This window comes from Verrucomicrobia bacterium S94, from assembly GCA_004299845.1.
GTDB lineage: Bacteria > Verrucomicrobiota > Kiritimatiellia > Kiritimatiellales > Pontiellaceae > Pontiella.
Window position 1 is genome coordinate 2862373 of sequence record CP036201.1, and the last position, 13689, is coordinate 2876061.

A 13689-nucleotide genomic window follows, 5' to 3' on the forward strand; every position below is an offset into this window, starting at 1 on the left:
GTTTCTCCAAGACTGAGAACGTAAACAGTCCGAAAGCAACTGGCAATAAGAAATCACCCGTCCGATCAAAAATATTCCTTCCTTTCAGACACCCGACAAAAAAGCCACCGCCCGGAACAGGCGGTGGCAAATCACAGATTCCGTACCGTAAAACTATTCGTTATAAGCCCGTACCTCAAAAATTCGTGCCGATTTATCGCCGTTGGTCTGCAGGACATTAATCCGGATTCTGGAAACCTCCAGCGGCTGGAACCGATGGATTAAACGTCGCTGAAAATTATCTTCCACTTCAGCCACAGTCTGCCAGCTTCCATCCACCAGCACCTCCACGGAATAATCGCGGATACTTTCCGGAACAAACCGTTCACTTTCCTTAAATTCCCAGGATGCATGCCGTTTGTCATTCAAATCAGTATCCAGCGTCACATAAATGGCATTCATTCTTTTGGCCTGCCCAAAATCCAGTTCCAGCCATTGCGGCATCGGCTGCGCCGGATCAGACATCCACATGTTTTTGACATCACCGACAATCCGGCTCACCCCGCTGATCACCTGCTCCGGTTCCCCCCTGCCATAAAACTGGAAGCTGAAACCGTTGCACTGCGGGCCAGATCAGCCGGATCTTCGTTTTTAAGGCCAATGATGTACTGATCATCCTTAAGTAACTGCTGCTGCAGTTCTTTGATATGATTCCGATACAGGCCGCGCGGATTAACTTCTTTTGCAACACACATCGCAGCTGCGGTACCCGCCGCCTGACCCAGCACCCCGGTGGTTCCCTGAACACGTACATTGCCCAGAGCCACATGTGTGGCCGAAACCTGGCGCCCGGCAAACAGCAGGTTATCAATGTTCTTCGAATACAGAATCCGGAACGGAAGCTGGTTGGCGGGAGCCAACGTATTGAAATCAAACGGGCCTTCTTCCGACCAGATTCCCTTTGGATGGTGCACATCCAGCGACCATCCGCCGGTAGCCACCGCATCTTCAAATTTACGCGCAGAAAGCACATCATCCTGCGTCAGGATATGATCACCCACCAAACGCCGCGTTTCCCGCTTGGCATTACCAATTGGCAGGATCGTCAGACGATAGTTCGCCGCCTCATCCTTTACCGAAGAATAGTTTTTAATCCAGTTCCAGTAACTCAGATTCAGTATAATCAGCTCATCACGTGCATTTTCCGGATCCCAAAGGTCATCCGTTTCGCCCACGTTTTCATGCCACCAGCGGCCATAGGTATGACTGCCTTCGAATCCATTGCGGGCCTCCAGATTTTTTCCGTTCGGCCGAAGATCCCACAGCCACTCAGGGCCATTGTAAGGCTGAGGACTCTTTTCCTTTTTGGTATTATAGGAAAGCGTGTGACCGGTCATCAGACAGCCGCTCATCGTGATCTTATCCGGCTGTTCCGGTGCATGGCTTTCGTTGAATTCCGACCGCGCCTCACGGCCATGACGATATTCAGCACCGGCATAATATCCCAGCCAGCCGTCGCCCGTGCAGTCGATGAACTGTTTCGCGGTATAGCGGGTACGCGAACCATCTACCATATCAAATGCCTTCACCGCCTTAATCGCAGCTCCATCCATCTCCACTTCATTCACATGGGTGTTCAGGAAAATCGTTAAGTTCGTTTCTGCGGCCGCCACAATTTCAGCACCACGACTCCATTTTCCGTGATAATTATAAGCCCGGACCCGCCCGATTTCCTCGTTCAGTCCGCTCTCACGCATGTTCGGTTTCCCGTGATTTGCCGGTCCGGAAACAATGACCCCCAGCTCCAGACTGTTGTTGCCGCCGATCATCGGACGATCCTGAATCAACGCAGTTTTAGCACCGGTACGCGCCGACGAAATGGCGGCATTGATTCCCGCCACGCCTGCTCCAACCACGATGACATCGTAGTCCCCTTTAAATTCAGCCTTCAACGACTGACCGGTCAGTCGGGCACGTTCGTTTTTATACGCCTGCAGTTCGGCCGGCGGCGTATAGTTTTGATCGGACGTCAGAATAATCGCATCGCAGCGACCGTAAAAACCGGTCAGGTCATGCAGGGCCAGTGCAGCATCACCTTTCTCCAGTGTCACCGTTCCCCCATCTTCCCAGACCCATTTCCCACTGGCTTCCGCACCAAACGTTTTTTTCAGAGCCATTCCATTTACAGCCAGATTAAACGTTCCCGGCGCATGCTCCTTCAGCCAGTTCTTCGACCGCACCCAGATCCGGTAGGTCCCGGCTTCAGGCACCGTCAATGTGGTCACCGCATCCTTCACCGGCTGACCGATTCCGGTGGCCAGCAGATACGGCGATCCCATCTGCGGGACAAACTGCGTATCCATACTCCAGCCGCCATAATCAGCAAAATCTTCCGCATCAATCCAGATAAACCCGGGAACCGCCATTTCAGGAATACGCCGTTTTTTCTTCTCAAAAAACTGAGGAAATGTGCTGTCCTCCCGTGCCACCTGATACGCTCCTTCGTGATAGGAATCATAAATTTCCTGTTCACTCCATCCGCGACCCGCCACCCTGACCTCATCCATACGGCCGGGAACACGCGATTTTCCATCGGTCGAACCGATCACCAGACTCGACCGGCTTTTATCAATTTTCCCTGAAACCTTCTTTTCCGCATCCTTCACCCCGTCGGCATACAACGCGAGGGTTTCTCCATCATATGTCGCCGCCACATACGTCCACACGCTGTTGGGCCACTCGGTACGGCGGGAGGTCAGTTCAACCGCCTCCCCGTTGATCATCAGCTCCACCGAAAGCTTTCCGCCCGGAGCAAACCGGAATGCATAGGAACCTTTTTTGGTGATGATTTCCGGATAGTTTTTGTAGGGCAGATTCCACATTTTCACCCAGGCTTCGACAGTCAACCCCTCCGCCGGACTCAGGCTGGAATCGTTGCCGGCATTCACAAACCCTCCGGCATTAAACAGCAGACCGGCATTGTTCACGCCCTTGTCCCACGTCACCCCTTGGGCAAATCCGATATTTCCGTTACCCGATGCATCCGATATTTCCACTCCGGTGCCATCATCAAAATTCCACTGTCCACGCAGATCCGGATCCGCCGCACCTGCAGCCAGCACCATACTCGCGCACATCATCAACACACGTTTCATAGCCATACCTCTTCCAATACCAGTAGTTCAACATTCAACGTATCGGCTAAGAGCAAGACCGAATACTCCATGTATCGCAGAAGGAGAGCACATTTGCGCCACAATCCTCGCCAAAGGAAAAGATCAGGGAACCCGCAGAATTAATTTAGCCGCATACATGCTCGGCAGATAAACCAGCAGATAGACCCCCAGCCAGCCCAGATCTTTCCGGGTACCCGGAAAGGAAAAGAACGACGCATTTTGCAGGGCACGCGGATAATTCACCGTCACGGAAACCACCTGCTCCGATACCTCCAGCCACGTCGAAGGTTCCCGCGGCACGCGTTGACCGAATGCAAGATTGAATTCCATTTCTGTTAAATCCCCGATCTTCAACGCAGCCGGGAAGGCACCCTCTGCCGTGTCCGGCACCTGGACCAACCAAGTCAGTTTCTGCGGCGGCACCCTGCTTTTCAGATAGGCATTCAGGCTCGTCAGCATCGTTTTCCGTACCTGCTCCCCCGCCGCCTGTACCTCCCAGGGCAGCTCCGGCATATCACTGCCCTCCAGCCAGCCGGCACGGATACGCTCAAGCTCCGCGCGAATCGGCGGCAGCATCTGTACCGCATCCGAATCTAGTTTCAGCGGCGCAGCCACCGATAGCGAAACCGGCTCGGCACAATCCCCGTCCACTTCGACCACAATGCTCACCATACGCCCCGGCTGCGCGTTCCACGACGCCGGGTCCACCCGCGCCGGGAACCACATAAAAACCATAACCATCGGCCCCAGAATCAAGGCTAACGGAACCATCGAAGCTTTCAGAATCCGCATCGTAACCGGAGCCGCAAGTGCTTCCATTTTTTTACGAAGTTCACTGCCGCCCGGCAGTTTGGCAGCCGCTTTTCGCAATCGGCCCGACCGTCGCTTCGCTTCAAACAGGCGCTCATTATCCGTCAGCAGTTTCTGCCCGATTATCGGCAGCAGTCCGAATAAACCGGCCACAACGGCGACTGTCCCGACCATACCAACACTGCGAATCAGCGGCCACAGAAGTACATCCAGAAGGCCAAATACCGGATCGTGCAGCAACGGCGACGGAAACAGAAAAACCAGAGCCAGCAACACCCCCCAAACGATCGAAGCCATCAGTCCGATCCGGTTCGCCGCCGCCTCTTTAGCGCTTGGCGGCGGCGGAATTTCAACACGCGGAATGGCGGTATTTTCAACCGGCTCGGCATTCGCACGGTAAATCCGGCCGGCCTGGGCATCCACCGTAATCCGTTCACCCGGTTTCAGCAGCTCCGTAGCACCGTCCAGCACCACCGCCGGCAGCCCCATTTCACGCGCCACCACAGCCCCGTGCGAAAGTGAGCCCCCGCGCTCCAGCACCAGACCGCCCGCCTTTGCAAACAGCGGTGTCCATGAAGGGTCGGTCGACGGACAGACCAGAATCGTCCCCGGCGGGAAATCAGGACAACGCTCCGGCGACCGCACAATTTCAACATAGCCTTCAACCAGACCGCTCGATACCGAATGCGCATCCAAAGTCGGGCCATCGGCTCGAACCGGTGCTGTTCCAAGCTGAGGAATATCATCGGCCTCGATAACATGCGGCACCTGAAACCGCTGTTCCACGACATATTCCAGTTTCCGCTGTGCCACGCGGTCCTTCGGAACAAAACCGGTTTCCAATGATTGAAAAATTTCGTCGGGCCGGAGGAAAAAGATGTCCTCACCCAGCTGAAGCCGGCGGCCGAACTCCAGAGCCGTTAACCGCAATACGCTGTAGGCCCGCATGAGATAAAACTTGCCGTCTTCACGGAATCGCAGATACCGCCGCACAATATCCGAGGTGGTTTTAACCTTTTCAAAAACATCCGGATCCAGCTTACCGCGCAACCGGACCAGACAATCCTCCGCCGCCTGCATACGCTCGCGGTGCACCTGCTCCAGATCAGCATTCCCCAACCGCACGGCGAGCTGTGCCACATCCTGCGGCCGCTCGCGCCAGCGTGGCGATGCCAAATCGAATTCTGCCGGCGCACGGAATCCGTATCTTTCAATCCACGCATCAGGACTCAGCCGCTTCAGTTCGATATTGGCGGCCATGGTCCGGTCCGGAACCGTACCGACACAGAGCGTGGAAACCACCTCCTCCGGTTCTTCATCCCAGAGATATTCATTCAGAATCTGACGCAGTTCCTCCACCGCCACGGCCTCAACCATACTGGGCAGAAACGCGGTTTTCCCAAAATCATCCAGCACAACAGCCGTCTGTTCTTTCCACAATGCAATCAGCGCATCATTTTCAACCTCCGGAAGACGCAGTGCCTCCTGCTTCTCCGACCACGCCAGCAGCTTCGGAACAAATTCAACATCAAATTCCCGGTCAAGCGTTCCGGTCAGCTTTTCAATTTTTGCGGCGGCTTTCCGAGCCAGCCTTGCCGCATCACTGATAGCCCGCAGGCCGCCCTGCGGAAGCGTAGGCGGATTCTGAGCTGCATCGGGATCACTGCGCAGCAGTTCCGGATCATAAGCAAACGGATAGTTTTCCGAAAACATCTCCGTCATCAGCGAGCAATCCATATAAATTTCGCCGCCGATACGGTCGAGGAAACTGCGCGCTTTCACCGCGCTGCCCGGTGAAAACCCGAGCTGTTCGTGCATTTTTCCAAAACCGCCGCAACCCGACATAAAATGCGAAACCAGGCTCCAGCTCAGCGGCGTCGGATGCGGCAGCGTTTCTCCCAGATTATGACGCACCCAGAAACCGCCCCCCTCTTCCAGACGCCGGCAGAGATACGCCCGCGTTTCTCTCAGTAACCGGTTATAACAGTCCGTCTCAGCCAGTGTGGTAATTGATCGGGCCTGCAGCATCAGCATCCGACCCTCTTCCACGGCCCACTCGATATCCTGCGGCGCACCGAAATATTTTTCGGCACGTCGCCCCAGATCACGCAGCTGAACGATCGCTTCATAACTAAGACACGCGCGGTTCTGCAGCTCCTCCGGTACCGGTTCAACACTGGTGCCTCCGGGATAAAGGGCCTGTTTTTTCAGCGCTACGTCGTACGACAGAATGTCATCCCCGTTAACCGCCACACGCACCACATCCGGCTGCACCTCACCGGAAACCAGTGCTTCGCCCAATCCCCAGGCGGCTTCAATCAGCATATGCTCCCGAGAACCGGTCTGCGGATCCACCGTAAACAGCACGCCTGCAACATCCGCCGAAACCTGCTGCTGAACCACCACCGCCATAGCCACTTCTGCCGGATCGATTCCATGCTCGGCCAAATAGGCCTCGGTCCGGGGAGAGCGGATACTGCGCCAGCACTTTTCCACCGCCTCAATGACCGCTTCCGCACCCTGCAGATTCAGAAAGGTGTCATACTGTCCGGCCATGGAGGCGCCGGCCATATCTTCGGCTGTTGCCGAAGAACGGGCCGCCATCCGTTTACCGGAAAAAGGAATCAGTGCTTCGCGGATCTGCTGCGCCAAAGCATCAGATACACGCCCGTCTTCCGAACCCCTGAATGCCTCGGTGGTAATGACAAAACCGTCGGGCACCGGCAAATCAGCCCGCATCAGCCGGGCCAGATTGATCGCCTTTCCGCCCACCAGCCCCAATTCACAGGCCTCCGGAATGCCGACGATCCAGCGATTATGACCCTTCATAACAGCGGAGCCCCCCGGTTTCACTGCCCACATAAATCCGGCCGTCCTGAATCATGGGTGAACTGATCGAAAGGCCCTGTTCGCCCGGACGGGTCCGGGCATTGATATAAATTCTATCCAGCACCTCACCGGTCTCAAGCGCAAGCGTTACCAGATACCCGTCATGACTGACCGCATAGACGTGATCCCCGGCAATAGACGCCCCCGCCAGAACCGGGGCCTGTCCGCTGACAGCCGTCGACCAGATCTCCTGCCCCGTCGCCGGATCAAGCGCCTTCACCTTTCCGGACGCCACAGGTGCAATCAAATATTTTCCCGCGGCCACAGCACCGAGCACCGCATCGGGCATAGCGGTTGTCCATTTTATTCTTCCGGTTTCAGCATCAAGTGCCATCACCACTCCGGCAGGATCCGGATCGCGGAACACAAAGTCTCCATTACCTCCGCCAACGATCAGCGTATCATCCACCAGCGTCACCGCCCCCGTAATCGGATACGGCGTTTCCGTCCGCCAGATTTCACGCGGCTGACCATTCAGCTCCGGTTCCGTCCGCAGAGCCACAACCGCCTTTCCGTTAAATCCACTGCCGATATACACCACACCGTCTTTCACAACCGGCGAACTTTCAGGATCGGCCACATCGTGCCGCCAGAGTTCTTTGCCGTCTTCAATACGAACAGCCATTACATACCCGGCATGACTGACCGGTTTATGCGTATCCGGATCCTCAATGGCTCCGGCACCGACGTAGACCACACCGTTTTCGATAACCGGAGAACTTTCAATGTGCAGTTCGGTTTGTACCGTCCAGTGAATCCTCCCCTTTTCGGCATCAATACAGATCAGCCGGCAGTCCGTATCCGGATGCAGCCCCTGACCGATCAGCACATAGTTTCCGTCGGCCGTAACCGCCGGAGAACTGAAGAATCCCATCAGTTCTTCACCGTCCACCTGATCAATCGACCACAGGGTATCTCCGGAATCCGCATCCACACAGAAAACAAGGCCATAACTGTCCGGCGGATCGAGCTCGCACGAAGCCGCATAAATCCGGTTGCCGAAAACCGCCGGACTCGAAAGCACCATAGCCGCTTCAACCACCTCCACTGTGCCGTCATCGTCCACCCAGCTCGGATAATAATCCCACACCAGATTCAGCTTTCCCTCCGGCGCGGAACCCGATGCTCCGAGACGGGCGGCTCCGCCTCGGAAAATCACCGGCGCTTCAGTAACAGCCGTTTCAGACGAAACTGCCGGCCGGGACTGAACCGGAGTCCTTTCGCTTCGGCCTCTGGCTTTAATACTTTGAAGAGCTACTTCCGTCCAGTCGATATAGACGGGTTCGGACGCCGCTGAACGGCGTGCTGATTCGCTGTCGGACAACTCTCCGCCATGCGCTGGCCAGAGCTTTACCGCCATCCAGATGCCCGCACCAGCCAGCAGAACGCCCACCGGAAGCAGCGGTTTTTCCCGACAGGCTTTGAGCAACGCTCTGGGTTTAAACAGCAGGGCAAAAAAGGTGGCGATTCCCGCCGCCATGGCCGGAAGCAATGCCGCCCCCGCATTGACAAAGATCGGAACAACAGCAAGATCACCAGGCAGCATCATCAGAATCCCCACGCTCAATCACAATCGATGCGCGTTTGGTTCCGGTCAGATCCACTTCCGCATCGCGTACATGCCCGTCGGCATATTCAACACTCACGTTATATGTTCCCGGCTGACGCACCGCAAAACAGACCGCATCCGGACTGCGGCATCCCGTGGCCGTATTACGACCCAGATCCTTCCGGGCAACAACCCTTCCGGCTTCATTCAGCAGCCGGACTTTCGCTCCGACCACCCCTTTCGGCCCGAGAACCCGGACCGAACAGAGCACTGTCTCCAACAGCCGTTTTTCATCTTTCGTCAACAGTTCATTTTCATCCCGCATCGACAGCGTATCGTTCTCAATTAAAAACAGCTGCCCCTGTTCGTTGCCGATCAGCAGGTCCGGCGCGCCATCATCATTCACATCACCCACCGCAAGCGACCGTCCGCCGGACCCATGGGCCGGTCCTTTGAAAAGCGGTTTTTCATCCACATGCACTTTCGCATGCATATAGGATCCGTATCCCCGGTTGATAATAAACCGGTTCTCTTTCTGCTGATCGCAAACGGTGTAGATATCCATGTAGCCATCCAAATTGAGGTCGGCATAGACCGTCGCCAGATGATAATCTGAACCTTCGCTGATCTCATTGCCGTACATAGTAATATCGGTCGGAACGCCGTCACGGTTTTCGATAATCAGCCAGTCCTTTTCAATCGGAACCACCAGATCCATCTGATCCTGCCGATAGGTCGGCATAAAAACACCGGCGCCGGTTTTACCGATTTCATCCATTCCGGTCCTGAAGGAAAAATCGATGTCGTGTTCCAGCGGAGCAAACCAGCCGTTTTCATCCTGCACCAGAAAATGACCGCGCCCTTCGGAATAGAAAAAATCCGTGCGGGCATCACCGTTCCAGTCGCCGGTTACGACATAGCCGTTTCCTGCATCCGGAAGTCCGGCGGAATATCCCTGGAAATCCGTTCCGGTTTCGGACGGATTCAGCAGGGTCTGCAGTCCCCCGCCCTTCAGACTGATGACCACATCCGGAAAACCGTCTCCGTTCAGCTCAACAAATGATGCACTTTTCAGTGCCGCAGCGTTTTCCACGCTCAGCCAGTCTGTTTTCTCCAGTCCATAGGTTTTATTAAATGTACCCTTATAAATGGAGGCCCCCAGCATCAGATCCGCAAGTCCATCGCAATCCACATCGGCTGCAGAACAACTTTCAGAGGCGGAATTGATGCCCAGCGATTCGGTAACATCGGAAAACGTCATCGGTTCCACCTGCAGAAAGATACGGTCACCCTTTGGCGAACAGGCCACCAGATCCTCCATGCCGTCGCCGTTGAGATCGTACATCGCCACCCCCTCAACAGAGCCCTCCAGCTGACTGACCAGCATATCAGGTTTAAATCGGACATAGGCTTTGCGCGGATAATACTCCGTGTCTGCCGCCATGTCCTCCAGCATCTGAATCAACTGCCCGGTCATCCCGCAGTAAATACCGGCCAGCGTATTGACGGACCGGCCTTCCGGGTCCTTTTCGGAACCATCCGATGTACCGATATGCAGCAGCTGGGTTTCCTGGACTTCTCCGACAAAAAATTCATCGAAATACATCCGGACCTGACGCTTCGACTTACGACGGCTCGGTTTACCCGCAAAAACCGGAAACGCTTTACCGACTTCAAAAACGCCGGCCGACACCCGCTCGGCCACCTGACTTTTCATTACACCGGTGAATACGATTTTAATGAACTGTTCCGGCAAATAGGTCCCTTTAAGGGATTTTACAACAGAACACGACAGAACCCCGGCTTCAACATCGACCGCATCAAGCCGCAGCACCATCACATGATCATATTTATCGTAATAGACATCGGGCTGCAGCGCCGGGTTGATGACCGCATGCGCCGAACCGATACCGAAAACCGCGGCCAGACCACACAGAAGTTTATTATAAAATTTCATGCTGTATTTTCCTATCGGATGACATAGGTCGTAGTATAGGTCGGGCTGAAACCTACACCTTTTTTATAGGCCTTAACCGTCAGCTTCGTAGTTTTAGTCAGTTTAATCGGTTTGGTGTAGGCCGGAGACTGGGCGCCCGGTTCCGTACCGTCAGTTGTATAACGGATTTTCGCACCCGGCACGCGCGTCCGGACCTCGACCTCAACCGGCTCATCAAAAATAACAGCCACCGGCGTTTCAATCTGGTTGTTTCCCTTTCCTACTTTGCGAACCGTGGTGTTTTCCGGCAAAGTCCTCAGTTGAAAAGGTTCGTATACTCCAAGATGCTGATTCATGGACGCCATGGCTTTGAGTGTCAGACCGTATTCCGACCGCTGGTCCCCGCGGCCGTGGTAATAGGAATTAGGATCCGCTTTCATTTCAGCCACCAGCTTTTTCGGATTCGATGACGCACACTTTTTCCCGAACGTCACATTTTTCCAGGTCTTCACCGCATCCTCATCAAACAGGCCGATACCGTCCTCCGCAATATAATCAAAATGCACCCCGTCAAGCTGCACGTCGCCGGCGAGCTGCAGCATCACACCCTTTTCATCATCGGCTTTTTCACCGGCCCGGCCCACTTCACGCCCCTGCCCGTCCGTAAAATCGTCTACAGATGTAATGGAAGTAACCACCAGCCGCGCTTTTTTCGGGTTTTCAGAATAGACACGGATCATTGAACCCAGCGCCGCATACAGCCCCGAACGCCCCGGCTTGTCATTCACGGCAAAACCAAGGCACAGATACGCATCCTCCGTCAGCGGCCGCTCCGGCGATCCCGCCTGCAGCACACCGTTACGGTAGATATTCACATTATAAACCGCCTTGCGGTTATCATTGATGAACGGAGCCAGACGGCCGCCGGACTGGATTTCAAGAATGCCGCCGTCATATACCTCAAACGCACCTTTATTGGTTGCCCCGCTGAATCGGAAGTCGCCGCTGATAATACACTTTCCATGCTGCAGCATCACTTCATCGCTCACACCGACGTTACTCAGAAACTCCACCGATTTTGTGCCGATCTTGCCAATCTGAAACTTATGGGAAATCTGCGAATTACAGCATTTTTCCTTCGGTGGATTTTTTGAACAGTGCCGATACACCCGACCGTCTCCCGGGAAAACCGACTCCTCGATATTAAAATAGGTGTCTTTATCGCCGCGGATCGAAATGAAATGAATCCAGCCGCCCTCCTTCACATCTACGTTTCCCCAGATTTCCAACTCATTCCGGTGCCGGCCTTTCAGTTCGGCATTCTCCTCTATCACCACGTGGCGGACCTGATGCTTACGCGAACCGGTTACGACATAATATTTTTCTGATGCCGGAAGCAGAATATCAGTATTCCGATCGGGCGGCGCAGACGCGGTTTTTCCGTTTTCCGTCCAGTTGGAGGTATCACCGACCTCACCGCTCGTCCCCGGATTCGCCCAGACCAGCTGCCGCCCTTCGTCCCACGTTTCCTGCTTCCACAGCGGTTCCACCGCCTTCACTCCGGAAATGCCGCCCAGACCAACCAATATCCCCAATAAAAAACGTAACTTCATTATGATCAAATCCCCGTCGGTTATATGTTCTCATACTTCACAGAAAATCCCCCTGTTTAGGCACTATACATTGAATATTTTACAAGACAGCCCGATCCCGGAGAGCGCTCCCATCTCTATCTGATTCCCGAACAAGAGGATAGCGAACGGCGGCGCAGAAAAGAAAAAGGCCAGCCTTTCAGCTGGCCCGAATGTTGATTTATCCGTCTTGCCGGCGGGGAAAATCGACAATCTGAGCGATTCAGAGAGCCGCCTCCCCACATCCATGTACCAACTAATCCAGCACCACTTCCTGTTCATATTCCGGAACGATGCAGTTCCAACCGGTCTTTTCAGTCAGAAATCTTCCGAAAGCCTCGGCCTGCTCTTCCTCCCCGTGGGTAATGAACACTTTTTTCGGCGGCTGCTTAATGGATGAAATCCATTGGTACAGTTCGTTCTGATCAGCATGTGCAGAGAATCCTGAAATTTTAGCCACACGGGCTTTTACCGGCATTGTTTCACCAAACAGCCGAACCTCTTCCGCTCCATCCAGAATAATGCGGCCGAGCGTCCCGCGCGACTGATACCCGACAAAAAGAATGGTGCTTTCCGGACGTTCCAGATTGCTCTTCAAATGATGCTTCACCCGCCCGCCGGTACACATCCCGGAACCGGCAATGATGATGGCCGATTCTTTTACATGGGCAATGGCCTTGGACTGATCCACCGTTCTCGACATTTCCAGACGCGGGAAATCGCAGGGTTTATCCCCCGCCCGCAGCTGCTCCAGGGTTTCATCGTCGAACAGGTCCGGATGCTTTTTGAATACATCCGTTATTTTGATCGCCATCGGGCTGTCGACAAAAACGGGCAGCAGCGGAATACGCTCTTCATTCACCAGCCCGTTGAGGTGATAGAGCAGTTCCTGCGTACGCTCGAGCGCAAAGCTCGGGATAATGATATTCCCGCCGGCTTCAACCGTTTCATTAATAATGCGTGCGAGTTCACCCGGAATGTCTTTTACCTCGCCGTGCACCCGATCTCCGTAGGTCGATTCAATCAGCACATAATCCGCAGTCTCATACTGATGCGGATCGCGCATAATCGGCAGATCCCAGCGACCGACATCGCCGGAGAACAGAATGGTCCGGGTTTCACCGCCCTGCGTAATTGAAATACGGATGGAAGAAGAGCCGAAGACATGCCCCGCCTCGCGGAATTCGGCGGTTATTCCTTCGCCAATCGTCAGGGGCCGGGCATATTTCACCTTCTGAAACATGGAACTCACCTTCTGCGCATCCTCCATCGTGTAGAGCGGCTCATAAGGAAACGGACTTTTTTTACCCTGTTTTTCATGCCGACGCTTCTTGTGTTTGATGTCCTCTTCCTGAATATGCGCCGAATCCTGCATAATGATATTGGCAATTTCGGCCGTCGCCGACGTCGCATAAACCGTCCCCTCAAACCCCTCTTTCACCAGTTTCGGAATGCGCCCGCAATGATCCAGATGAGCATGGGTCAGCAGAACCCCGTCAATCGTATTGGCCGGCACCGGAAATTCAGCCCAGTTGCGTGGCTTCAGATCGCGTTCCTGATACAGGCCGCAGTCAATCAGAAACCGCTTCCCGTTGGCTTCGAGATAATAGCAGGATCCCGTTACATTTTTTGCCGCGCCGAAAAAGTTGAGTTTAATCTGCATCTCCTGCTCCTATGTTATTTTTGATTTCCGATTGCTGATTTTTGATTCCCGGTTCT

General features: G+C 54.5%; 5 protein-coding genes and 1 pseudogene. All 6 read right to left on the reverse strand.

Going from position 1 to position 13689, the window contains the following annotated elements:
* Positions 1-153: 153 nt before the first annotated feature.
* A pseudogene (locus tag EGM51_12520) lies at positions 154-3134 on the reverse strand (FAD-dependent oxidoreductase).
* Positions 3135-3257: 123 nt separating this feature from the next.
* The gene (locus EGM51_12525) at positions 3258-6827 is read right to left on the reverse strand and encodes a hypothetical protein (protein ID QBG48175.1); all 3570 of its coding nucleotides are present in this window, start codon (positions 6825-6827) and stop codon (positions 3258-3260) included.
* Positions 6781-8403 (reverse strand): Pyrrolo-quinoline quinone, encoded by a 1623-nt coding sequence (locus EGM51_12530; GenBank protein QBG48176.1) that lies wholly within the window; start codon positions 8401-8403, stop codon positions 6781-6783. The genes EGM51_12525 and EGM51_12530 overlap by 47 nt, the downstream gene beginning before the upstream one ends.
* Positions 8387-10360 carry a VCBS repeat-containing protein gene (locus EGM51_12535; GenBank protein QBG48177.1) on the reverse strand — a complete coding sequence of 658 codons (1974 nt, stop codon included), beginning with the start codon at positions 10358-10360 and terminating at the stop codon, positions 8387-8389. Before EGM51_12535 ends, EGM51_12530 begins: the two co-directional genes overlap by 17 nt.
* Positions 10361-10371: 11 nt before the next feature.
* On the reverse strand, positions 10372-11952 hold the full coding sequence (locus EGM51_12540) for a hypothetical protein (GenBank protein QBG48178.1): 1581 nt from the start codon (positions 11950-11952) through the stop codon (positions 10372-10374).
* A 274-nt stretch (positions 11953-12226) separates the two neighbouring features.
* A complete protein-coding gene (locus EGM51_12545) occupies positions 12227-13633 on the reverse strand; it encodes an MBL fold metallo-hydrolase (protein QBG48179.1) in 1407 nt (468 codons plus the stop codon).
* Positions 13634-13689 lie beyond the last annotated feature (56 nt).

Coding starts and splice junctions, on each gene's coding strand:
- EGM51_12525 (QBG48175.1), bottom strand. CDS start 6,827: ATGTGGGCAGTGAAACCGGGGGGCTCCGCTGTTATGAAGGGTCATAAT.
- EGM51_12530 (QBG48176.1), bottom strand. CDS start 8,403: ATGATGCTGCCTGGTGATCTTGCTGTTGTTCCGATCTTTGTCAATGCG.
- EGM51_12535 (QBG48177.1), bottom strand. CDS start 10,360: ATGAAATTTTATAATAAACTTCTGTGTGGTCTGGCCGCGGTTTTCGGT.
- EGM51_12540 (QBG48178.1), bottom strand. CDS start 11,952: ATGAAGTTACGTTTTTTATTGGGGATATTGGTTGGTCTGGGCGGCATT.
- EGM51_12545 (QBG48179.1), bottom strand. CDS start 13,633: ATGCAGATTAAACTCAACTTTTTCGGCGCGGCAAAAAATGTAACGGGA.